This window comes from Kitasatospora sp. NPDC127067 (assembly GCF_042724755.1).
GTDB lineage: Bacteria > Actinomycetota > Actinomycetes > Streptomycetales > Streptomycetaceae > Kitasatospora > Kitasatospora lactacystinica.
Genome location: NZ_JBHXEM010000074.1, coordinates 1 through 21512, shown reverse-complemented (window position 1 = coordinate 21512; position 21512 = coordinate 1). Strand labels below are relative to the sequence as shown.

Genomic DNA, 21512 nt, shown 5'->3' with positions numbered 1-21512 from the left:
GGGTGACAACGACCCGTACGGCGAAGACCCACGCCCCCGACTGCACCGACCCCAGGTCCGTCTACGCCGCGGCCTGCCCCTGCCGCGACATGCTCGACCTGCTGGCCAACAAGTGGAGCGCCCTCGCGCTGGGCGCCCTGGAGGACGGCCCGCAACGCTTCGGCGCGCTGCGCACCCGCCTGCAGGGCGTCAGCCCCAAGGTGCTCACCCAGACCCTGCGCCGGCTGGAGGAGCACGGCCTGGTCGACCGCGAGATCCACGCCGAGGTCCCCCCGCGGGTCGAGTACAGCCTCACCGCACTGGGCGCGGACGCCTGCGTCCCGCTGGCGCACCTGCGCACCTGGGTGGAGCACAACATCGACCGCTTCCCCGGCCCCGCCTGAGCCCGGCCCGCCCGAAAGGCCCCGGGGCGAAACGCGCATGCGCTTCCGTCGGGGCGTCTGCCATCCTCGGGCGCATGCCAGCCCGCAACCGCCGGCTGCCGCGCGCACCGCAGACCTGGACCCTGTCCCGGCACAGCCGCTCCCGGCGCCCCGAAGGCGGCGGCACCGCCCACCGCGACGACCACCGGCCGTATCCCTGAACCACCCGTCGAGGGGCAGGAACCGCCCTTCGTACGGTCGGACCGCGCCCACGATTGCCGTCCCGGATCACGGCCGGTGCCGAGGCCAACGTCCACCTCCTCGCCGAGCACTCCGCCGGCCGCTACCGCTTCCACGACCTGGTCCGGCTGTTCGCCGCCGAGCGGGCCGCGCTGCAGGAGAGCGAGCACTCCCGCGGCCTCGCCCGGCGCCGCTGGTACGCCTGGTGCCTGCGGCACGCCTGGGCTGCCGCCCTCGACCTGTACCGGGAGCTCCCCGAGCACTACCGCGGCCCGGTCGCCCTCCTGACCTCCCTCGGCTTCACCCCGCCCGGTGGGCCGTGACCCGCCACCGGCCGGCCGCGGAGGGTCAGCCGTCGGCCTGGTCCGGACGGCGGCGCTGGCGCAGCGAGATGCGGTTGCCGTCCGGGTCCGCCGTCTCGATGCGGACCCCGAATCCGTAGTCCTCCGGCTCCGGCAGGTCGAAGACCACCCCGCGGTCGCGGAACACCCGGAAGTCGGCCCGCAGGTCGTCCGATTCGAGGATGACCGGGCCGGGCGTCCCGTCCGGCCCGTCCGGCCGGCCCGCGCCGGCGGGGTGCGCCCACAGGAGGAGTTCGACCGGGGTGCCGGGGACGCCGACGGTGAGGAAGCGTCCGCCGGGGTTGGGGAAGTCGATGCGCTTCTCCAGGCCGAGTTGCTCCGTGTAGAACGTCAGGGCGCGGTCCTGGTCGGTGACGTAGAGCGTCACGTACATGAGGTCGGTGAGCACGGCGGGGTCCTTCCGGCTGTCGGTCGCTGTCACCTCACCGACGGATCCCGGCCCGGGGATGTGACGGGCGGACGGAGGAATCTTTTTTCCGGTCATCCGGCTGCGCGCGGGGCGGGCCGTTCCCGGTCGGCGGCCGGGCCGGGCAGGGTGAGGGTCGCCCGCAGGCCGCCGGCCGGTTCGGGGGCGAGGTGGAGTTCGCCGTGGTGGGCCTCGGTGACGGCGGCGACGATCGCCAGGCCCAGGCCGTGGCCGCGGCGGGCCGGGTCGGTCCCTGCGGTGCGCCCGCGTCCGCGCAGGAACGGTTCGGTGAAGGTGGCCACGGCCTCCTCGGTCAGCCGCGGGCCGGTGTTGGTGACGGTCAGGTGCACCCGGCCGGGCCGTTCGGGGTCGGCCCCGGTGGCGACGGTGACCCGCCCGCCGGCGCCGGGCGGCAGGTTGTGCCGCAGCGCGTTGTGCAGCAGGTTGACGGCCGCCTGGCGCAGCAGGACGGGGTTGCCGGTGGTCGGGGCGGGGCGCAGGTCGGCGGTGAGGGTGACACCGAAGGCCTCGGCCTCGTCGCGGACGGCGGCCAGCGCCTCGCCGGTGGCGGCGGCGAGGTCGGTGGGGGCGAGGTCGGGCGGGGCGTGGCCGAGGTCGGCGAGCTGGAGCAGGGCCTCGCTGATCTCGATGCCGCGCTGGTTGGTGTCCTGGAGGCGGGTGACGAGGCGGCCCCAGTCCTGGCCGGCCGGGTCGGCGGCGGCGACCTGGAGCATGGTGCGGGTGATCGCGAGCGGGGTGCGCAGTTCGTGGGAGGCGTTGGCGGCGAAGCGCTGCTGGGCCTCGAAGGAGCGCTGGAGGCGCGCCAGCATCTCGTCGAAGGCGTCGGAGAGGTCGGTGAACTCGTCGCGCGGCCCGGTGAGGGCGATGCGGTGTTCCAGGGCCCCGCTCGCGGCGCGGTGGGCGGCGCGGGTGATGTCCTGCAGCGGGCGCAGCACCCGGCCGGCGATCAGCCAGCCGCCGATCAGGCCGACGGCGGTCAGCAGGGCCAGGGCGTAGCCGCTGGCCCTGAGCAGCGAGTCCAGGATCTCCTGGCGGGAGGGGGCGTCGGAGCGGTAGCGCGGGTTGGAGGAGGTGAGGGGGTAGTTGGGGACGTAGCGCATGCCGACGTAGACCACGGCGAGGGAGAGGAGGCCGGCGGTGACGGCGAAGAGGGTGTAGCTGAGGGTCAGGCGCATCCGGGCGGTCAGGCGGCGCGGTCGGCTTCCGGTGCGGCGTCCGCCGGTACGGCGGCCGGGGTCGGAGGGGTCGGAGCCGGGGTCGGGGTTCACCGCGGGGTGCCTTCCTGGCCGGGGTCGGTGGAGGGGTCGGTGAGGCGGTAGCCCACGCCCGGCACGGTCTGGATCACCCACGGGTCGCCGAGGCGTTTGCGCAGGCCGGAGATGGTGATGCGGACGGCGTTGGTGAAGGGGTCGGCGTTCTCGTCCCAGGCGCGTTCCAGCAGGTCCTCGGCGCTGATGACGCCGCCGCGCGCCGCCATCAGGACCTCCAGGACGGCGAACTGCTTGCGGGACAGGCCCACGTAGCGGCCGTCCCGGTAGACCTCCCGGCGGAAGGGGTCCAGGCGCAGCCCGGCGTACTCCAGGACGGGCGGGGCGGCCTGGGCGGGGCGGCGGGCCAGCGAGCGCAGCCGTACGACGAGTTCGGCGAGGTCGAAGGGCTTGGTGAGGTAGTCGTCGGCGCCGAGTTCGAAGCCGGCGACCTTCTCGTTCAGGCGGGCGGCGGCGGTGAGCATCAGCACCCGGCAGCCGAGGCCGCTGCGGACGATGCTGCGGCAGACGTCGTCGCCGTGGGTGCCGGGGATGTCGCGGTCGAGGACGACGACGTCGTAGCTGTGGACGGCCAGGCGCTCCAGCGCCGCGTCGCCGTCGGTGACGATGTCGCAGGCGATCGCCTCCAGCCGCAGGCCCGCCTGGACCGCCTCCGCGAGGTAGATCTCGTCCTCCACCACCAGGACCCGCACGTGCCGTTCTCCCTGCTCTCCGCTGTTCGTACCCATTGGACCCGATGGGACCTATCGAAAACGTATCGGCCTGCGCAGACGTCCTCGCAACACCGGTTCTCCTCCAATGGTCCGGCAACGGACGAGCAACACCGGGAGGCAGGAATGGACACGACGGACACCCCGACGGAGACGGGGACCAGCACGGGCACGGCGGCGCGGAGCGGACGGCGGCGGCTGGCCGCGGGCGCCGCCGCGACGGCGGTGCTGACCCTGGCCGGGGCGTGCGCCGCCGCCGACCCGCCGGGCACCGAGGCGGTACTGCGCACCCTGGCGGCCACCGTCACCACCTCGCCCGTCACCGCCTCGCCCGTCACGACGGAGGCCGAGGCGGACGGGGAGATCCCGGACGGCAGGACGCTGAGCCCCTCCGACACCGGCTCCCCGGCCGTGGGCAACCTGGACGGGCCGCTGCGCGAGGCCCTGCAGCGGGCGGCCGGCGACGCCCGGGCCCAGGGCATCGAGATGACCGTCACCTCCGGCTGGCGCAGCAAGGCCTACCAGCAGCGGCTGCTGGACCGGGGGGTGGTCAAGTACGGGAGCCTGGAGCAGGCCCGCAAGTTCGTCAACACGCCGGAGAAGTCCGCGCACGTCTCCGGCAAGGCGGTGGACGTCGGCCCGACCAGCGCCGACTACTGGCTGATCCAGCACGGCGCCCGGTACGGGCTGTGCCAGGTGTACGCCAACGAGATCTGGCACTTCGAACTGCTCACCCGGCCGGGCGGGACCTGCCCGGCTCCGCTGCCGGACGCCGCAGGGTGAGGGGGCGCGCCGTGACGTCCTCCGCGCCGTCCGAAACACCCGGGACTCCCGCACCGACCGGGACGCCCGCCCGGCCCGGGACGCCGGAGCGGCGGCGACGGGCCGCGCCGACGTGGCCGGCCGCACCGAGGTGGCCGGCCGCACTGAAGCGGCTCCTCGCGTCGAGGGGGCCGGGCGCACCGGGGCGGGGAGCCGCGCCCGCGTGGCGGGCCGTGCCCCGCTGGCGGCGCGGGCGCGTGCCCGCCGCGCTCGGGCTGCTCACCGCGCTCGCCCTGGGCGGCCACCGGCTGGTGCCGGAGCTCGGCGTGGGCCTGGGCAGCCTGTGGGAGAGCGCCCTGCCGTGGAGCGGCCTGGTGGCGGTGGCGGCGCTGCTGTGCGCGGCGCTGCGCCGGGCCCCGGCGGCGGCCTGCGCGGGCGGGGTGCTGGTGGCGGTGTGGGCGGTGGTGTTCGGGCCGCTGCTGCTGTCCGGCGGGGCCCCGGCGGGCGGGGCCGGCGGGCCGGGCCTGACGGTGGTCACCCACAACGTGAACGCCGCCAACCGGGACCCGGCCGGCACCGCCCGCGCGCTGCTCGCCGCCGACCCGGACCTCGTCGCGCTGGAGGAGGTCACCGACGCGGCCCTGCCCGCCTACCGGAGCGTGCTGGACCGAGCCCTGCCCCACCACGCCCGCACCGGCACCGTCGCCCTGTGGAGCCGCTACCCGGTGACGGAGTCCCGGCGGCTGATCATCGACCCCGGCTGGAACCGCTCCCTGCGGGCCGAAGTCAACACCCCGGGCGGGCCGTTGGCGGTGTACGTCGCCCACCTGGCCTCGGTGCGCACGACCTTCTCCGGCTTCGCCACCGCGCACCGCGACCGCGACATCGCCGCCCTCGCCGGGGCCCTGGACGCCGAACCGCTGCGCCGGGTCGTGCTGCTGGGCGACCTCAACACCGCCGCCGACGACCGCGCTCTGGCCCCGCTGGCCCGCCGTCTCACCCCGGCCCGCGGCGGCTTCGGCTTCAGCTGGCCGGCCGCGTTCCCCCTGGTCCGCATCGACCACGTGCTCACCCGCGGCCTTGCCGCCACCGACACCTGGACCCTTCCCGCCACCCCCAGCGACCACCGCCCGGTGGCGGCGAGGCTGCAGGGGTGACGGCAGGGGCCCGGCGGCCGGGCCGGGACGGTGCCCCCCGGCCCGGTCAGGCGACCAGGCGCAGCCAGGCGGCCGCGAGTGCGGCGTGACCGGCCGGGGTCGGGTGGACGCCGTCCGCGGACCAGTGCTCCGGTCGGGCCGTCGCGCCGAGTTCGGCGAACCTGCCGTCGGCGGCGAGCAGTTGGGCGCCGTACCGGCGGGCGAGCCTGCGCACGGCCTGGATCTTCGGGTCCAGGTCGGCGCGCCACTGCTCGCGTTCCTTCTCGCCGACGGGCACCGCGTCGCCGGCCTCGACGACGCCGCGGATCGGCACGAGGAACGGCTCGATGAGGAGCAGTCGGGTGCCCGCCTCGGCGAGGGGCGCGAGCAGGCGGTCGTAGGTCGCCTCGAAGCGCTCCGCGGGGATCGGGTACCCCTTCGGGTCGAGGGTGTGCCAGCCCGTGTCGTTGACCCCGACGAGGATCGACACCACGTCCGGGCGCGCGTCGAGCACGTCCGTGCGCCAGCGGGCCTCCAGGTCCATCGCCTTGTCGCCGGCGTTCGCGGTGTTCAGCCAGGTCACCGGCCGGTCCGGGTGGCGGTGGCCCCACTCGCCGGCGACGAGCAGCGGGTAGCCGGTTCCGAGGCCGTCCTCGCTCTCCCGGCGCCGGCCGTCGGTGATCGAGTCGCCGGTGAACATCACGGTGCTTCCCGGCCGGATGGTGATCGTCATGTGCGCTCCTCGGAAGAGGTGGGGCAGGTCCTCTTCCAAGGTGCCGGGCCGCGCCGTCGGCACACCGACGGCCGTCGGCATTCCGCCGTCATCCGGCTTTCACCATCGCGCATGTGACGTGGCGTCAGTTCGCGGGGACGGCATCCTTGGGCAGGGTGTGCCAGTTGGTGACGACCGGCTTGTCGACCGGGGTGGTGCCGACGGGGACGCTCGCCGGGTTCGGGTCGGGGGTGCCGATGCCGATGATGACGTCGGTGTACTGGACGGCCTGGTTGCCCTTGGTGGTCTTGGCCATGATGCCCGCGTAGGCGGTCTTGGCGCCGCTCAGGGTGATCGACTCCCCGGTGCCGTGCTCGAAGGGCCCGGCCTCGATGCCGCCGGAGCCGAACGCGATGACGGGGTGGGTGCCGGGGAGCGTGCAGGTGATGCCCTGCTTGGCCTTGGCGCTGATCAGGATGTAGCCGCCGGCCTGGGTTTCGGTCTTCGCGGTGAAGTCCAGGTCGTTGGCGCCGCAGGCCTGGCCGTACCCGCTCTTGTCGGCGGCGGGGGCGGAGGGGGCCGGGGAGGACTTGGGCGGGGCGGTCTTCGTCGGCGCGGCCCCGGCCGGGGCGGCCGTGGTGGGCGCGGCGGCGGGTGCCGCGGGGCCGGTGGCCGCGGGGCCGGTGGCGGCGGGAGCGGCGCTCGTGTCGCTGTTGTCCGGTCCGCAGGCCGTGGCGGTGGCGGCGATCGCCGCGACGGCGGCGGCGGTGAGGACGAGGCGGCGCGTGCGCATGGGTTCTCCTGCTGTCGATTCTCGGCGGTGCGTTCTCCGATGCGTGATCACCGTACGCGGGGGTCGTTCACGGGCCGGTGCGGGAAATATCCCGATCCTGTCCCAGAAGGCGCGCGGGGAAGACGGCCGGGCCGGCTCCCCGGGGGGAACCGGCCCGACCGCTGAGGCGGAGTCAGGACAGCAGGTCCGCCTGGAGGGTGACGACCTGCCGGAACGGCGCGGTGGGCACGCCGGCGGGGTTGGTCATGGTGACGACGGCGAGGACGTCGGCGGCGGAGAGGTAGGCGACGCGGGCGGTGGGGGCGCCCTTGGCGCCGGCCGCGGTGGACTCCACGGTGGTCAGGCTCATGCCGTCGAGGGTGTCCCAGTCGTCGTGGGGGGTGCTCCTGGTGTCGGCGGCAGCCTTGGGGCGGCCCTTGGAGCGCAGGTCGGCGAAGGCCTCCCAGGACTCCCGCACGGAGCCGAAGCGCAGCAGCCGGATCTGGGTGCGGGTGCCGTCGGAGGCCGTCCACTCCCGGACGGTGGCCGCGCGGCAGGCGTCCTCCAGCAGCAGGACGCGCACCTTGACCGGGTCCTGCTGGTCCTCGGCGAGCGCGTCGCAGGGCACCCACTGGCCGAACCCGGAGCCGGGCGCGGGCGCGCCGGCGGAGGCCGAGGGCGCCGGGGAGGCGGTCGGCGACCCCGAGGCGGTGGGCGACCCCGAGGGGGCGGCACCGGCACCGGGGGCCGGGAAGACGGGCGGGGTCAGCGAACCGCCGGCCTCCTTGGGCGCGGGCAGCAGCAGGTGGCGCAGGTCCGCGTGGTGCAGGGACTTGCCCTTGTCGTCCGGGGCCCCCTTGCCGGCCGGCAGCGGCGGCAGGGTCAGCGGCGCGAAGGTGTACCGGCCGTCGCTCGCGGTGGCCAGGCCCGGCAGGTCGGTGCGCTCGGGCGCGGTGACGGCCAGGGCGGTGCCGGTGCCGGCGAGGACGAACACCAGGGCGGCGCCGCCCCAGCGCACCGCGGCCTTGCGGCGCAGGGCCCGGCGGGCCTCCCGCTCCGCGAGGACGGCCGGGTCCTCGGGGACGGCGACGGGCGCGGCGAGCGCCGCCAGGAGCGGATCCGGCGCGTTCGCGGGGGCGTTCTGCGGTGCGTTCGCGGACACGCTCTCGGGCGCGGGCGCGGGCGCCGGGACGTTCCCGGGCGCGGGCGCGCTCTCGGGCGCGGGCGGCGGGGTGGCGTGGTCGGTCATACGGACGCTCCCGGGCGGGCGAGGCGGTCGAGCTGGGCGGTGAAGAGGGCGACGATCCTGTCCTTGGGCAGCGGTGCCACGCCCTCGGCGCTCATGATCACCAGGAGGTCGCCCTCGGCGGCCGAGCACTCCAGGTAGTCGATCGGCGCGGACGGCGGCGCCGGCATCAGGTAGCAGTGCGCCTCGGGGTGGCCGGGGATCGCCGGGCCGATCCGGAACAGTCCGGTGTCGCCGGTGAAGACCGCGGTGTACTCGTTGATCCGCTGCACTTCCTGCTGGTTGAACTGGCGCAGCTTCAGGCCGATCACCAGGTCGTCCCCGTCGGCGCGGTAGGTGCGCACGCCGGTGGCCTTGACGTGCATGCTCTCCCAGTAGGAGCGCATCTTGTCGCGCTTCTCCTTGGGGAGCTGCTGGAGGTCGGCGTCCAGCTCGGCGGCCAGCTGCTCGCCGCCCAGCTCGGTGTCGTTGCCGTAGCCGCCGTCGTCCGGGCCGGGCTGGTAGCCCGCCGGGACGGGCAGCAGCAGGTCGCGCAGCGAGCCGAAGTGGCTGCCGTTGGACTTGGCGCCGTACGGCGTGGCGGTCGCGGTGGGGGTGGGACCGGTGGACGGGGCGGCGGCGGTGACCGGTGCGGGGTCGTCGTACCGGGTCTTGATGATGCCGACGCCGATGACCACGCCGACCAGCGCGGCCGCGGCCGTCGCGGCGCCCGCGCGCAGCAGGCGGCGGGAGGCGGGACTCGGGCCGGCCGGAACGCCGGGCGCGGCGGGCGCGGCGGGATCGACGGATCCGAGCGGCGGAACGGACCCGCCGGGCGGCACGGACCCGATGGGCGGGCCGGTCAGGGCGGACGGGGCGCCGGGCGCCGGCTCGGGCGCGCCCGGGGCGGCGGCGGTCACGGTGTCGTCGTTCATACCAGCCGCTCCCACTGCCGCTTGGCGAGGTCCTTGAGGGTGTCGGGGTTCACCGGCTGGGGGCCGAAGACCTCGACCTTCATCTCCAGCGGGCCGCGCTTGGCGACGGCCTCGCCGAAGTAGTACTGCTCGTTGCTGTCGGCCCAGTGGTGCGGCGCGGCGTCCACCTTGTAGCCGCCGGGAGCGCCGTCGGCGAACGCCGGCCAGGTGACGGAGCGCACCTGGTCCGCGTGGTCCGCGGTGAACTGGGTCAGCGTGATGCGGTAGCGGACGTCGTCCTTCTTCCAGGCCACCTCGGCCGCGCGGCGGAAGCCGTTGGAGGCGAGGTCCTTGAAGGTGGCGACCTCGTCGCCGTTCTCCTCGGCGAGTTCGCCGATCGAGACCCAGCTCGGCTTGTCCGCGAAGTCCGCCCAGGGGGCGCTGCCCTCGGGGGCGGTGATCAGCAGCTTGGTCAGATCGCCGTCGATGGCCAGCGGCTTGGGCTGCTCGGCGGCGAGGGCGGCCGGGTCGACCGTGCCGGCCGGGTAGGACGGGTGGGCGACCTGGAGCGGCGGCAGCGGCGTGGGCGGGCGCTGGGCCTGCACGGCGTAGCCGACGCCGCCGCCGACCAGGGTGCCCAGCACCAGGGCGCAGGCGCCCAGCAGCACGGGGCGGGGGCGGCGCGGGGCGCGCGGGGCGGGCGGGGCTTCGGCCGCGAACGGCTCGGCGGGGACGGCGGGGACGGCGGGGACGCCGTGCTCCGGCGCGACGGGCGGCGCAGCGGGCGCGGCGGGCGGGGCGGCGGGCGGCGGCGGAACAGCGGCCGCGGACGCGGCGGGCACGGCGGGCGCCGGCTCCGCGGGTTCGGTGGTCACGGAAGTGGCTCCAGAGAAGGGGGAAGAGGAAGGGGTGGCGTCGGGCGGGCGGGCGGAGCCGGGCTCAGCCGCCGGTGGTGAGCCACTCGCGCTGGCGCTTCATCAGCTCGTTCAGCAGCGCCTTGTCGGGCGTCCCCTTCACGTCGACGTCGACCGTGTACTGCACGTCGCCCTGGCTGGAGATGCCGCTCATCGATCCGGTGTAGGCCTGCTGCTTGGGGGCCTGCAGGTAGCCGTGGCCGCCCGGGTCGCCGTCGATGTCGAACGGGCTCAGCGACTTGACCTCGTAGCCCTTGACGAAGTCGCGTGCCGCCGCGGTGGAGCCGAACTTCAGCAGGGTGACGGTGACTTCGGCCTTGCCGTCGGCGGTCCGGTACGTCCGGGTCGCGCCGCTCCTGTAGCCGTACGAGCCGAGGATGTCCATGATGCCGTCCTGCTTGCCGAAGAGCGCGGCGACGTCGTCGTTGGTCATGGTCATCCCGTCCGCGGGACCGTAGGACTCGCCGCCGGCCGGGAGGGGGAGCAGGAAGTAGCGCAGGTCGCCGTCGTGCTGGCCGTTCTTGACCGTGCCCTTGACGGTGCTGGCGGGGGCGGGTTCGGCCGGGGCGGCGGTGGGCACCGGGACGGGCGCGGCCGAGGGCGTCGCGGACGCGGTGGCACTCGCGGTGGCACTGGCGCTCGCGCTCGCGACCACCCTCGACGGGGCGGGGGCGGCGGCGGCCGAGCGGGCGGCGGGCTTGCCGACGGCGACGGTCACCGCGGCGCTGGCCGCGGTGACCGCGAGCAGGCCGGCGGTGGCCAGCGCGACGCCGACGGCGCGCGGCAGCCGGCGCGGGGCCGGCTGCGTTGCCGGCTCCGGTGCGGGCGCAGCGGCCGGCTCGGCCGGTGCCGGAGGTGCGGCGGCGGCGCCCTCGTTCTCGGGCTCAGGCTCGGGCAAGGAAATCCCCCCAGGAAGAATGCGGAATCCCACGCGCGGGCCCCTCGCGGGCGCCACTGCCCCAGCGGGTTCTCCGGGAATTCCGTCACGCGTGTCGGCAGGAATTATGAGAGGCCGCCGACACCGCTGCCAAAACAGTTAACCGTCACACTTTCCCCCAATGTTCGACGAATCGGACACGCCGTGATCGAACCGCAATGGGCGCTGTCCTGCGGTGATGACACTGTGTCGACACATCGATTCGAACACGGCCTCCTCCCGTCCCGGCGGCCCGTGACGATGTCGCGGTCCCGTCACCGCTCGGCACGAAGGCGCGCCCGCGGGGTCGGGGCGGCGTCAAGAACGGGCAAGGACCGGGAGAAGGACGGGGAAAAGGGGGGACGTGCCGTGACGAGGGGGGAAGCCGGCCGCCGGCGGGCGTGGCCGGCCGTGGTGGCGCTCGCGGCGCCGGCCGCCGCCGGAGCACCGGTGGTGTGGGCGTGGTCGCTGGACCGGCCGGTGGGCGCGGGGCCGCTGTGGCTGTGCGCCGCCGCACTGGCAGTGGGCGCGGCCGCCTCGGTCCGGCCGGGCCGACGGGCGGACCGGCGGGCGCGCCGCGCCGGCGGGGACGCGGCGGTCCGCGCGTGGGCGGTGGTGCTGCTCGCAGCCGCCTGGGGGACGGCGTTCGCGACGGCCCAGGCCGTCCACACCGCCCAGGTGCGGGCGCACGAGCCGCGCAGCGGCGCGGCGGTGGTGACGCACTGCCGGGCGACCGGCCAGCGGCCGGTGGAGGGCGGCGGTCTGGGCTCGAAGACGTACGGCTGCACCTACCGTTGGAGCGTGGACGGACAGGAGTTCAGCGAGGAGCGCCCGGTCGACGAGCCCTACCCGGACGGCCATGAGGTCCGGGTCTGGCTGGAGGACGGCGGGCGGATGGTCACCGGCCGCCCGAGCCCGGCGGCGGTCCCGTTCTGGATCGTGCTGGCCCTGCTCGGCCTGGCCGCCGTACCGTACGCCGCCGTCCGCCTGGCCGCTCAGGTCAGGGAGGCGGACCGGTGAGCAGCGGCAGCGGGACCGGCCCGCGGTTCGCCGTCGGCCCCGGGTACGCGCTGTACCGGGGGCCGCTGGCCGACAGCGCCTTCCACCGGCACACCACCTTCCAGGTCGCCGTCGCGGGCGCCGCCCGCACGGTGGCCATCGAGGACGACACCGGGCGGCGCCACCGCGGTCCCGCGCTCGTGGTGCCGCCGATGGTGCGCCACCGGATGGCCCCGACCCGGGAGGTGCTGACCTTCTACGTCGACCCGCACTGCGCCTTCGCCGACCGGCTGCGCACGGGCTGCGGGCAGGGGGTCACCGTCGCCCCGCAGTGGCACGGCCTGACCGAGCGGGAGGTACGGCCGGACGGCGGGCTGCCCGCCACCGGCCTGGACCCGCGGCTGCGTGCGGCCATGGCGGCGCTGGCCGACGGCCAGCAACCGCTGGAGGGCCTCGCCGCGCGCGTCGGGCTGTCCCCGCAGCGCCTGCGGGCCCTGGCACAGCGGCAGTTGGGGGTGCCGCTGGCGCGCTGGCGCAGTTGGCAACGGCTGTCCCGGGCGACGCTGGCGCTCGGCGAGGGGTACTCGCCGGCGCAGGCGGCGTTCGCGGGCGGGTTCGCCGACCAGGCCCATTTCACGCGGTGGATGCGGGAGTTGACCGGGCTGACGCCCTCGCAGGTGCTGCCCGCGCTGCGCGGGGCGGAGGGCGGGGCCGGGGGTGCGGCCGGGGATACGGCCGCTCAGGCGGGGCGGCGCGCGGTGTAGAGGGACATCGAGCCGGTCACCGTCGCGACGGTGTCCGTCTCGCGCACGCCCTCGAAGCCCGCCTCGGCGATGAGGCGGGGCAGGATGCCGTCGGCATTGGGCTGGGTGTCCTGCTTCCCGTCGGCGAACTGGACGATCCGGAAGGCCAGGCGCATGGCCGCTGTGCGCTGCCGCCCGTAGTCGGCGATCACCAGTTTGCCGCCGGGGCGCAGGGTGCGGTGCATGGCGGCGAGGATCGCCCGCTTCATCGGGACGGGGCACTGGTGGAGGACGAGGCTGGAGACGACGGTGTCGGCCGCTTCGTCGCCGACGACCTCGGCCACCGCGTCGCCCATGCCGGTGCGGAAGTCGGGGTCGGCGCCGGCCGCGGCGGCCTTGCGGCGGGCCAGGCGCAGCACGGCGGGGTCGGGGTCGACGCCGATGACGGTGGCCTGCGGTTCGGCGCGGTGGAGGAGGACGGCGAAGGAGCCGGTGCCGCAGCCGACGTCGACGATGACGTCACCGGGGCGGGGGGCGGCGTGCATGGCCAGCAGGCTGCGCCACAGGCGTTCGCGGGTGAGCGAAACGATGGGGTCGTACAGGCCGAGGGCGAAGCGTCCGGCGGCGGGGGTGAAGGTGTCGCTCGGTGTCATGGGGCCAGTGTGGGCGGGTGGTTGGGGCAGAGTCTTGAACGAATCGCTCGCCCACCGAGGTGCCCGCGGGTACGCGGGAGCCGCTCTTGCCCCGGGTCCCGCCGGGGCGGGCGTCAGGACCGATCCGGAGTTCGCACGGCCTCGTTCGAGAGTCCTGGGCCGTGCCCCACCTGTTCCTTCGCCGGTCTCGACGTCGCGCAGGAAGTCGGCGGGTCCGACTTCCTGCGCACAAGGGGGCAGTGAGGGCGGCGGGAGAGACGACAGGCCCACGGCATCACCGAGGTTGCGAACCGCAGCACACAGCACAGCACCGGGCGGCCCCGCGCACTCCGCGGGGCCGCCCGAGAGCTCTTCGGGAACGGTCCGGAAAGTCGCCCGCCCTGATGCCGATGACGAAGGACCGCCACGCCTCGACAGTGAAGCTCAGAGCCGGGCCGTGAGGATCCTTGCTGTCCCGAACCCGAACCATGCCCGTGACGCCATCGGCCACCACGACGCAGTGGCCGTGGCCATTGCTGTGGGTGCTCCTGCGCCGGACGGCATCACGGGGGCGATCTCTCATGTGCCGTACTCCTCTGCGACGTTCCCCCAAGGAGAAATGGCTTGAGCAAGCAGACCGGGCGGCCTCGCGTGCTCCGCGAGGCCGCCCGGAAAAAAAGGCACTTCAGGATCAGGCCGGGAAGTCGTGGGCCTGGATACCCGCAACGAACGACCGCCACGCCTCGGCAGTGAAGGCGAGAGCCGGACCATCAGGGTCCTTACTGTCCCGGACCGGAACCATGCCGGTGATGCCGTCGGCCACTTCGACGCAGTTGTCGTTCGGGTTGCTGGCGCTCGACTTGCGCCAGGTAACGGGGAGTTCCGCGGCAACCTCGACGCAGTCGCCACCAGAGGCGTTGCTGTAGCTGCTCTTGCGCCAGTTCATGCTCCGTACCCTTCTGTCACCAGCTTCTGCATCCAGGAGACGGAGTCCTCCGGAGTCATCGCCAACGACGTTAGTTGGTTGAAGACAGTCTCGTGCCGAATGATGTCTGCCTCCTTCTCGATGTAGAGGCTGCTGGTGACCGACTCACAGAAGACAACCTCGCCAGGCACCTCCGCGAAGGAGAGTATGCGGAAATTCGTGCCCATCGCCGCGTGAGCACCCACGCTGAACGGAATCACCTGGACGGTGATATTGGGCAGTTGTGCAGTCTCGACCAGGTGGCCGACCTGCTCCGTCATGACTTGAGAGCCACCGACCGCGCGCCGGAGGGCAGCCTCGGAGAGCACAGCATGTACGGCGAGTGGTTCTGGATTCCGAATCAGCTCTTGGCGTTGCAACCTGAGCTTCACCCGTCGTTCGATGGCTTGGTCACTGTTCTGCTCCGACCGGAAGGTCCGAAATACCTCGCGCGCGTAGCCGGCGGTCTGAAACAGCCCAGGAATCAACTCGGACTCGTAGGAGCGAATCCGCGCGGCGTCGGCCTCCAGACCTACGTACGTCTGGAACCAGTCCGGCAGCGTGTCCGCATAGTCGTGCCACCAGCCGCGCTGTGTGCTGCGGCGAGTCAGCGAGATGAACTGCCGCAACTCGGCCTCGTCGCTGACGCCATACAGTTCGAGCATCGCGCGAACGTCGGATTCCTTCAGAGTCGTCTGACCCGACTCGATCCGCGACACCTTGGTTGCGCTGAAGCCGAGCTCGTCCGCAACGAACTTGGCCTGACGCCCGGTCCGTTCGCGCAATCGTCGCAGCTCGGAGCCGAGCCTACGGCGTAGCACGGTTGGACTGTCCACGCTCGTCGCTCCCTCTTGGTTGACGTCGGGTCACAGTCTGCCACCTCCCTCGGGATCACAGGAATCTTGCCGGTCCGCGCAATTGCGTGATGGTGCGCTTGCATAATGACGCCATTGCATAGCATGCTACAGCGCGTAGCCACTCAGGCCTCCTGGGTGACGTTCCGTCGGGCATCCCCATACCTCCGCCCGACCCACATGGCTTCAAACTCCGTTCCTGGAAGGTGTCTTCGCCATGTCCTCCCACTCCTCCGCCACCTGGCTGCCGCGCAGCCGCCGCGCCCCCGGCGAGGGGCGCCGCTTCCTCGCCTCGCTCCTCTCCTCCACCCCTCACGAGGAGCCCTACCTCGACTCGGGGCTCCTGATCGTCTCGGAGCTCGTCACCAACGCCCTCCTGCACGGCACGCCGCCGGGACACCGCATCTACCTCTCCCTGCACCTCGACCCCACGTTCCTCCGCATCGAGGTGCACGACGCCCGGCAGGACCGCGGGCCCGTCCTGCGCGCCCTCACCCTCGACGGCGAGGCCGGGCGCGGCCTGCACCTCGTCAAGTCCCTGACCAAGGAGACGGGTTGCTCCCCGCGCCAACCGATCGGCAAGATCGTCTGGTGCGAGGTGGCCGCGTGAGGGCCGATCACGACATCCGCGTGGAGGTCCCGGGCCACCGCCCGCCCGACGTCCACACCCTCAACGCCGATGCCCTCGAACGGATCTGGGCCTCGGTCTGCCACCTCCCCATGTCCCGCTTCCAGCACTACGTCCTGGAGCGCCGCCTCACCGGCCCCTGCGCCCGGCGCGACATCGTCCGCGACCTCGCCGACGCCCCCGTCCTCGCCCTCCCCCTCGGCGACCGCGAGATCCGCATCAGCTGGGCGGACACGGCCGGGTAGCCGTCCCGGCCCGGACGCCACCGCATCGCCGAGTCGCTCCGATCCGATCCGACGGCCGTCGCGGCCACTCCCCCGCGTGAGAAGTCGGCCGGTCCGACTTCTCACGCCAAAGCACACCAAGGCGCCGCACCCCGAGTCGACCCCAGGGTCACAACACCCCCCGCCGCACCACCCACCCCCACGTGAGAAGTCGACCGGCCCGACTTCTCACGCACCGAACCACACCAGGGCCCCCGAGACCCGCCGCCCCACTCACACCACCCCCGCCGCACCACCCACCCCGCACGAAAAGTCGGCTGTTCGAAAGCGATGAGACCGGTGAGCAGGCGCACCACCCGCCCCCACGCGAGAAGTCGGCCGGTCCGACTTCTCGCGCCGAACCGCGCCGAGCAGCACTTCGCCGCCGACCGGTCAGAGCCACCCCCGCCGGGCCGCCTGCACCCCGGCCTGGAACCGGGTAGTGGCGCCCAGATGCGCCAGCAGGGTGGACACCCGGCGCACCACGGTGCGCCGCCCCAGCCCCAGCCGGCGGGCGATGGCGTCGTCCGTGGCACCTCCCGCCATCAGCGTCAGGATCCGCCGGTCGCGTTCGTCGACCCGCAGGTCGACCTCGGCCATCGACGCGGGCACCGCCAGGCGCCACAGCGTCTCGAACACCGCCGTCAGCGCGTTCAGCAGTCCGGAGGGCCGGATCAGCAGCGACACCACCCCCGGCCGGTCGTCGGCGGGCAGGGTGACGATGGCCAGGTCGTCGTCGCCGATGGCGAGTTTGAGCGGCGGCTCGTCCAGGGTGCGGGCCTGCTCCCCCGCCTCGATCATCCGGGCCATGTTGGGCCCGACCACCGGGTCCTGGAACGCGCAACCCTGGTAGATCACGCGGTAGTTGACGCCCGCTGCCATCCGGCGCCGTTGCAGCACCTCCTGGTCGAGGTAGTGGGCGGGGCTGCCGGAGTACGGCGGCACGTCGATGACCCGTAGCTGGTGGCGGGCCGCGAGTTGGAGGCGGCGGCTGGCGGCCAGCACCTCGGCGGGGTCCTCGACCACCTCCAGCGCGCCGTAGCTGCCGGTGTCGCGCCGCGCGAAGCGGTAGAGCCGTTCCAGTTCGGCGCCGGCCCGGCGGGCGGTGGCCTGGCGCAGCGCGTCGTGCTGCAGCACCGCTTCGACGACCCGGGCGGGTGGCAGCGCCTCCCAGGCGTGGTCGCGGTCGTCGGCGCTGTCGGTGGTGTCGAAGGCCACCGCGACGCCCTCGTCGGCGAGGTCGCGCAGGACGGCCAGGACGGCGTCCTCGTCCAGGCCGCTCTCGCGGGCGAGTTCGGGCACGCGGGCCCGTGGCCGGCCGACCAGGCCGTGGTAGACGCGGCCGCGTTCGGAGTCCGGTTCCAGCACGTCGTGCACGACGCCCCCCAGTCATCGTGTCCCGCCACCATGTCATGTCCAGGGCAGGCTCGGGGGAGCCTACCCACCCCTGCGGCGCACATGCGCCAGTGGCCCAGGTGCGCCGCCGGGGGCCCTGGCGTCGGGGCGGGGCCACTGGCAAGAGTTGTCGGCGATCAGTCAGATCGCCGAGGATCACCGAAGATCGCCAAAGGTCGCTGAAGGTCGAGGACGCCCATGCCCCCTGCCCGGCTCCGGCGCGCCCGCGCGGCACTCGCCGCCCTGGCCGCCTGCCTGCTCCCGCTCGCCGCGACGCCCGCGGCCTCCGCCGCACCCGCGGCGCCCGCAGCGGCCGCCGTACGCGCCGAGGCCGCCGTACGGGCCGACGCCGACGCGCCGCCGCCGCTGACCGACGGCTTCGGGCTGACCCAGGTCGGCGCCGCCACCGGCACCGCCACCAACTTCGTCATCACCGTCACCACGGCGAAGGTCGCCGGGCCGCACACCATCCGCATCCTGCTGCCCGCCGACTACGCGCAGCGGCCGGACAAGCGCTACCCGGTGCTGTACTTCCTGCACGGCGCCTCGGACAACCCGAGCGACCCGGCCCTGGCCTACCCCGCGCTGACCGCCGCCCAGTCGATGATCACCGTCATCCCGGACGGCGGCCTGCGCGGCTGGTACACCGACTGGCTCGACCAGAACACCGCCGCCGGCGCCCAGAACTGGGAGACCTTCCACCTCACCCAGGTCCTGCCGTTCGTCGACGCCAACCTGCGCACCCGCACCGACCGCGCCCACCGGGCCGTCGGCGGGCTGTCCATGGGCGGCTTCGGCGCCCTGCACTACGCCCAGGACCGCCCCGACCTGTTCGGCCAGGTCCTCACCATGTCCGGCGCCAACGACCTCTCCACCGACGAGATGATCATCCGCGGCGCCGTGGTCGCCACCCTCACCAACGCCGGCACCGTGCTCTGCGGCCCCAGCGACGGCCACCCCTGCGGCCTGGACTTCGGCCCCACCGTCTCCAGCGACGCCATCTTCGGCACCCCGTACCCGGTGTTCAACGCCGACTGGCGCTGGAACGCCGCCGACCCCGTCGCGCGCGCGGGCCTGCTGGAGCACACCGGCATCACCGTCTACACCGGCAACGGCAACAACAACCCCGCCGACATGGAGTTCTGGGCCGAGGGCACCGCCAAGCGCCTCAAGCAGCGCCTGGACGCGCTCGGCCTGCCGTACCGCTACGTCGGCTACGGCGACGGCACCGGCTGGGGCGCCGACTGCCACGGCGGCCACACTCCGGGCTGCTGGGCGCAGGACCTCGCGGACTACGTCCCGCGCCTGGAGGCGGCCTTCGCCGCCGCGCCCTGAGCCCCGCCCCTCCCTCCCCGCTCTCCTCTCCCCGACGAAAGGAAAACCCTTGCCCACCACGACCCCCGGCCGTACGGCGACCTGGCTGCGCCTGTTCGCGGCCCTCCTGGTGACCTGTTGCGCCGCCCTGGGCCTGACCGCCGCGCCCGCCCGCGCCGCCGCGGCCACCCCGGAGGCCGTGCCGGCCCCGCTCGCCGCCTGCGCCTCGCCGCAGCAGTGCCTGACCATCAAGTCGCTCAGCAACGGGCGCCAACTCGACGTCCAGAACGGCAACATGGGCGACGGCGCCTACATCGTCACCAACTCCGCCCCCGGCTACCACCAGTCCTGGCGGCTGAACGTCGACCCGTCCGACTCCTCCTTCACCATCGTCAACAACGACACCGGCAAGTGCATCGACCTGGCCTTCTTCACCCCGGCGCTGCGCCAGCAGAGCTGCGCCGGGCAGGCCAGCCAGCGCTGGTACTTCCAGCCCGCGGCGGCCGGCGGCGCGGACTCGTTCATGATCCGCCACGCCGGTGACAACACCTGCCTGGACCTGCTGCTCGGCGGCAACTACGACGACGCCTGGACCGACCAGTACAGCTGCAACGGCACCGTCAACCAGCAGTGGTCCACCGGCTTCGCCCAGGCCGCCCGCAACCTGGCCGTCGACCACGGCGCCAAGCAGTGCCAGAAGGACCCCTCCAGCTGCTCCTGGGCCACGAAGAGCGAGGCCCCGGCCGCGCCGCTGCCGCGCACCTGCGCCTCCGCGGTCTGGTTCAACAACACCAGCAGCGCCGTCCAGCAGTCCTTCGCGGTCACCGACGACAGCGGCTGGTCCAACACCATCGGCGCCGACATGGGCACCCAGATGTCCGCCGGCGCCCCCGGCAACGTCCTGACCGGGACGATCAGCTCCTCGCTGAAGTACAGCAACGAATGGCACGGGTCGCGGAGCGTCAACAACAGCGTGACCGTCACCGTCCCGACCCAGCAGTACGGCTGGGTGACGCTCGCCAAGATCGCCCGCAAGGTCACCGGCACCTGGACCTTCGACGCCCACGGCATCCCGTGGACCGCCGAGGACACCGTCACCGTCCCGCTCAGCTCCGACCCCACCGCCGGCGCCACCCTCTACATCGCCAACACCAGCGCGACGTTCAGCAGCTGCTCCTGACACCGCGCCCGCTCCACGGCCGCCGCCCGCGCACCGCGCCGGGCGGCGGCCCCGCGTTTCCCGCCGGTCGGACCCCGCAGGCCGTCCGGACGTGCGCCGCCGCGCAACCCGCCGTACAGTACCCCGGCCCACCCCGCCCGCACGGCCGTGACCTGCGCATTCACCCGAAGCTGCGGGCGGACGGACCTCTGGCTAGCCTGGTCGTCGGGTGGGTGCGAAGCATCGCCGTGCCCACCGGCCCCCGAAGGCCCAGCGGCCGGTGCGACCCAAAGGGATCCACAGGGACCCCCAGGGCTTCCGGCGTCATCCGCGGAAGAGCCCGCGCACCTCTCGGACCACTCCACGAGGGACTCCCACATGAGAGTGACAACCATGTCTCCCGCCAAGCGCATCGCGACCGCGGCCGTCGCCGCCGTCCTGCTGGGCGCCACCCCCGGCCTGGCCACGGCCGCCACTCCGCAGACCGCGCTCCCCTCCCAGCCGACCGGCGAATGGCACCAGTTCAAGATCTACCCGCTCAACCTCCCGGCCAGGAACCTGGACGTCGACAGCGCCGGCAGGGCCGTCGTGGCCGTCGTCGACCCCGAGAGCGCACGCCAGCAGTGGAACCTGAGCAACACCGGCGGGCTGCCGCTCATCGAGAACAGGGCGACGGGCACGTGCCTGACCGCGCCGGACGACACCCTGGACGCCGTCACCGTCCAGACCTGCGACAAGAACAACCCGAACCAGCGGTGGGACGTGCACTACGTGACGGCCGGCCAGGTGGCGATCTCACCGAAGGCCCACCCCCGCCTCGCCCTCACCGGGGGCACCCAGGCCGGCAGCAACAAAGCCCTCCTGCGGACCTACGCGGCGCAGGACAACCAGCAGTGGTCCATGCGGTCCGTGAAGTAGCGGCCCCGTCCCGGGCGGCCCCGCCCCCGGCAGGCCCTTCGACGCCCGCGGCACGCCCGTGACCTGCGTGTTCCCTCGGAGCTGCGGACGGACCGACCCCTGGCTAGCCTGGTCGGGTGGACACGAGGCACCTCCGTGCCCACCGGGCCCCGGCGACCGGGGCGGCGAGTGATCCAACCCCTCGCATCCACCCCCTCGCACTCACCCCCGGCCCGCCCCACGGCCCCGTGGCCCCGCGGGGCCTCCGGCGCCACCCGCCGAGGAACCCGCACGCCTCTCGGACACCCCACAAGGGAAACCACATGAGAGTGACAACCATGTCTCCTGCCAAGCGCATCGCGACCGCGGCCATCACCGCCGTACTGCTGGGCGGCACGCCCGGCCTGGCGACGGCAGCCACCGGAACGGCCGGATCCCAGGCCCCGCAGCAGACGACGCAACCGTCCAAGCAGACCGAGAACTGGAACCAGCTCCGGGTCTGGCCACGGGGCGACACCTCGGCCAGGAACCTGGAGGCCGGGCGCGGCGGCCGGGTCGTCGTGGCCACCCCCGAGCGCAACAACGACCGCCAGCAGTGGAGCCTGAGCACCGTCACCGGGAAACAGCTCATCAAGAACAAGGCGACGGGCACCTGCCTGACCGCACCGAACGGCTCCCGCGGCTCCGTCACGCTCCGGCCCTGCGACCAGAACGACATGAACCAGCAGTGGACCGTGCGGAACGTGGGACAGGGCAAGGTCAGGATCTCCCCCGCCACCCACCCCGACCTCGCCCTCACCGGCGGCACCAGGCTCGGCAGCGCCGTCGCCCTGCGGATGTACGACGGGGCGCGCTCCCAGCAGTGGAGCACGGTGCCGCCGGGATCCTGATCCCCCGGAGGCTCCGAAGGCCACGTCCGGGTCCTCGACCATGCGGTCGAGGAC

Annotated in this window: 27 protein-coding genes; 13 read left to right on the top strand and 14 right to left on the bottom strand. The window is 74.0% G+C overall.

The features are described 5' to 3' along the window. The first annotated feature begins 2 nt into the window (after positions 1-2). The 3 genes from ACFWJ4_RS26395 (at position 3) to ACFWJ4_RS26385 (ending at position 925) form a co-directional block, all read left to right on the top strand. A complete protein-coding gene (locus ACFWJ4_RS26395; RefSeq protein ID WP_380547710.1) occupies positions 3-383 on the top strand; it encodes a winged helix-turn-helix transcriptional regulator in 381 nt (126 codons plus the stop codon). A 74-nt stretch (positions 384-457) separates the two neighbouring features. Then, positions 458-583 carry a hypothetical protein gene (locus ACFWJ4_RS26390; RefSeq protein WP_380547708.1) on the top strand — a complete coding sequence of 42 codons (126 nt, stop codon included), beginning with the start codon at positions 458-460 and terminating at the stop codon, positions 581-583. Between the two features lie 54 nt (positions 584-637). Then, complete coding sequence (locus tag ACFWJ4_RS26385; protein ID WP_380547705.1) at positions 638-925, top strand: hypothetical protein; 288 nt, start codon at positions 638-640, stop codon at positions 923-925. A gap of 25 nt (positions 926-950) precedes the next feature. Here ACFWJ4_RS26385 and ACFWJ4_RS26380 read toward each other — a convergent pair whose 3' ends face one another. The 3 genes from ACFWJ4_RS26380 to ACFWJ4_RS26370 all read right to left on the bottom strand — a co-directional run bounded on the left by ACFWJ4_RS26380 (position 951) and on the right by ACFWJ4_RS26370 (position 3351). Continuing rightward, positions 951-1352, bottom strand: coding sequence for a VOC family protein (locus ACFWJ4_RS26380; protein ID WP_380547702.1), 402 nt, complete (start codon positions 1350-1352; stop codon positions 951-953). A gap of 92 nt (positions 1353-1444) precedes the next feature. Beyond that, on the bottom strand, positions 1445-2659 hold the full coding sequence (locus ACFWJ4_RS26375; RefSeq protein ID WP_380547699.1) for a sensor histidine kinase: 1215 nt from the start codon (positions 2657-2659) through the stop codon (positions 1445-1447). Then, complete coding sequence (locus ACFWJ4_RS26370; protein WP_359910714.1) at positions 2656-3351, bottom strand: response regulator transcription factor; 696 nt, start codon at positions 3349-3351, stop codon at positions 2656-2658. Before ACFWJ4_RS26370 ends, ACFWJ4_RS26375 begins: the two co-directional genes overlap by 4 nt. 144 nt (positions 3352-3495) lie before the next feature. On the opposite strand from ACFWJ4_RS26370, the gene ACFWJ4_RS26365 reads away from it, so the two are divergent. Together ACFWJ4_RS26365 and ACFWJ4_RS26360 are read left to right on the top strand one after the other, a co-directional pair. Next, entirely contained in the window at positions 3496-4152 is a 657-nt protein-coding gene (locus ACFWJ4_RS26365; protein ID WP_380547696.1) for a M15 family metallopeptidase, read from the top strand. Between the two features lie 236 nt (positions 4153-4388). Further along, positions 4389-5288 (top strand): endonuclease/exonuclease/phosphatase family protein, encoded by a 900-nt coding sequence (locus ACFWJ4_RS26360; RefSeq protein WP_380547693.1) that lies wholly within the window; start codon positions 4389-4391, stop codon positions 5286-5288. Positions 5289-5334: 46 nt separating this feature from the next. Here the strand turns inward: ACFWJ4_RS26360 and ACFWJ4_RS26355 are convergent, their stop codons facing one another. The 6 genes from ACFWJ4_RS26355 to ACFWJ4_RS26330 all read right to left on the bottom strand — a co-directional run bounded on the left by ACFWJ4_RS26355 (position 5335) and on the right by ACFWJ4_RS26330 (position 10702). Then, the gene (locus ACFWJ4_RS26355) at positions 5335-6000 is read right to left on the bottom strand and encodes a GDSL-type esterase/lipase family protein (protein ID WP_380547691.1); all 666 of its coding nucleotides are present in this window, start codon (positions 5998-6000) and stop codon (positions 5335-5337) included. 124 nt (positions 6001-6124) lie between these two features. After that, the gene (locus tag ACFWJ4_RS26350) at positions 6125-6772 is read right to left on the bottom strand and encodes a hypothetical protein (protein ID WP_380547688.1); all 648 of its coding nucleotides are present in this window, start codon (positions 6770-6772) and stop codon (positions 6125-6127) included. Between the two features lie 172 nt (positions 6773-6944). Beyond that, a complete protein-coding gene (locus tag ACFWJ4_RS26345) occupies positions 6945-8000 on the bottom strand; it encodes a hypothetical protein (RefSeq protein ID WP_380547685.1) in 1056 nt (351 codons plus the stop codon). Then, positions 7997-8911, bottom strand: coding sequence for a hypothetical protein (locus ACFWJ4_RS26340; protein ID WP_380547682.1), 915 nt, complete (start codon positions 8909-8911; stop codon positions 7997-7999). Before ACFWJ4_RS26340 ends, ACFWJ4_RS26345 begins: the two co-directional genes overlap by 4 nt. Continuing rightward, positions 8908-9765: a hypothetical protein gene (locus ACFWJ4_RS26335; protein ID WP_380547680.1), complete on the bottom strand. Its 858-nt coding sequence runs from the start codon at positions 9763-9765 to the stop codon at positions 8908-8910. Before ACFWJ4_RS26335 ends, ACFWJ4_RS26340 begins: the two co-directional genes overlap by 4 nt. A 64-nt stretch (positions 9766-9829) precedes the next feature. Next, on the bottom strand, positions 9830-10702 hold the full coding sequence (locus ACFWJ4_RS26330; RefSeq protein ID WP_380547677.1) for a hypothetical protein: 873 nt from the start codon (positions 10700-10702) through the stop codon (positions 9830-9832). A 387-nt stretch (positions 10703-11089) separates the two neighbouring features. Between ACFWJ4_RS26330 and ACFWJ4_RS26325 the strand changes: the two genes are divergently transcribed. Next, a complete protein-coding gene (locus tag ACFWJ4_RS26325) occupies positions 11090-11740 on the top strand; it encodes a hypothetical protein (protein WP_380547674.1) in 651 nt (216 codons plus the stop codon). Next, a complete protein-coding gene (locus ACFWJ4_RS26320; protein ID WP_380547671.1) occupies positions 11737-12483 on the top strand; it encodes a helix-turn-helix domain-containing protein in 747 nt (248 codons plus the stop codon). The genes ACFWJ4_RS26325 and ACFWJ4_RS26320 overlap by 4 nt, the downstream gene beginning before the upstream one ends. Here the strand turns inward: ACFWJ4_RS26320 and ACFWJ4_RS26315 are convergent. The 4 genes from ACFWJ4_RS26315 to ACFWJ4_RS26300 all read right to left on the bottom strand — a co-directional run bounded on the left by ACFWJ4_RS26315 (position 12459) and on the right by ACFWJ4_RS26300 (position 14894). Then, positions 12459-13115 (bottom strand): class I SAM-dependent methyltransferase, encoded by a 657-nt coding sequence (locus tag ACFWJ4_RS26315; protein WP_380547668.1) that lies wholly within the window; start codon positions 13113-13115, stop codon positions 12459-12461. The two genes, ACFWJ4_RS26320 and ACFWJ4_RS26315, sit on opposite strands and share 25 nt — an antisense overlap. A 274-nt stretch (positions 13116-13389) precedes the next feature. Further along, entirely contained in the window at positions 13390-13677 is a 288-nt protein-coding gene (locus tag ACFWJ4_RS26310; protein ID WP_380547665.1) for a DUF397 domain-containing protein, read from the bottom strand. A gap of 108 nt (positions 13678-13785) precedes the next feature. Continuing rightward, positions 13786-14040, bottom strand: a complete 255-nt coding sequence (locus ACFWJ4_RS26305; RefSeq protein WP_380547662.1) for a DUF397 domain-containing protein — start codon at positions 14038-14040, stop codon at positions 13786-13788. Then, positions 14037-14894 (bottom strand): helix-turn-helix domain-containing protein, encoded by an 858-nt coding sequence (locus tag ACFWJ4_RS26300; RefSeq protein ID WP_380547659.1) that lies wholly within the window; start codon positions 14892-14894, stop codon positions 14037-14039. Before ACFWJ4_RS26300 ends, ACFWJ4_RS26305 begins: the two co-directional genes overlap by 4 nt. 235 nt (positions 14895-15129) lie before the next feature. On the opposite strand from ACFWJ4_RS26300, the gene ACFWJ4_RS26295 reads away from it, so the two are divergent. Together ACFWJ4_RS26295 and ACFWJ4_RS26290 are read left to right on the top strand one after the other, a co-directional pair. Further along, on the top strand, positions 15130-15522 hold the full coding sequence (locus tag ACFWJ4_RS26295; RefSeq protein ID WP_380547656.1) for an ATP-binding protein: 393 nt from the start codon (positions 15130-15132) through the stop codon (positions 15520-15522). Then, positions 15519-15785: a hypothetical protein gene (locus ACFWJ4_RS26290; RefSeq protein WP_380547653.1), complete on the top strand. Its 267-nt coding sequence runs from the start codon at positions 15519-15521 to the stop codon at positions 15783-15785. The genes ACFWJ4_RS26295 and ACFWJ4_RS26290 overlap by 4 nt, the downstream gene beginning before the upstream one ends. Positions 15786-16196: 411 nt before the next feature. Here the strand turns inward: ACFWJ4_RS26290 and ACFWJ4_RS26285 are convergent, their stop codons facing one another. Further along, positions 16197-17180, bottom strand: coding sequence for a hypothetical protein (locus tag ACFWJ4_RS26285; protein WP_380358549.1), 984 nt, complete (start codon positions 17178-17180; stop codon positions 16197-16199). A gap of 216 nt (positions 17181-17396) precedes the next feature. Between ACFWJ4_RS26285 and ACFWJ4_RS26280 the strand changes: the two genes are divergently transcribed. The 4 genes from ACFWJ4_RS26280 (at position 17397) to ACFWJ4_RS26265 (ending at position 21458) form a co-directional block, all read left to right on the top strand. Continuing rightward, on the top strand, positions 17397-18533 hold the full coding sequence (locus ACFWJ4_RS26280) for an alpha/beta hydrolase (protein WP_380547650.1): 1137 nt from the start codon (positions 17397-17399) through the stop codon (positions 18531-18533). A gap of 49 nt (positions 18534-18582) precedes the next feature. Beyond that, entirely contained in the window at positions 18583-19692 is a 1110-nt protein-coding gene (locus tag ACFWJ4_RS26275; RefSeq protein ID WP_380547647.1) for an RICIN domain-containing protein, read from the top strand. A gap of 372 nt (positions 19693-20064) precedes the next feature. Further along, positions 20065-20589: an RICIN domain-containing protein gene (locus tag ACFWJ4_RS26270; RefSeq protein WP_380547644.1), complete on the top strand. Its 525-nt coding sequence runs from the start codon at positions 20065-20067 to the stop codon at positions 20587-20589. 317 nt (positions 20590-20906) lie between these two features. Beyond that, positions 20907-21458, top strand: a complete 552-nt coding sequence (locus ACFWJ4_RS26265) for an RICIN domain-containing protein (protein ID WP_380547641.1) — start codon at positions 20907-20909, stop codon at positions 21456-21458. The last annotated feature ends 54 nt before the right edge of the window (positions 21459-21512 follow it).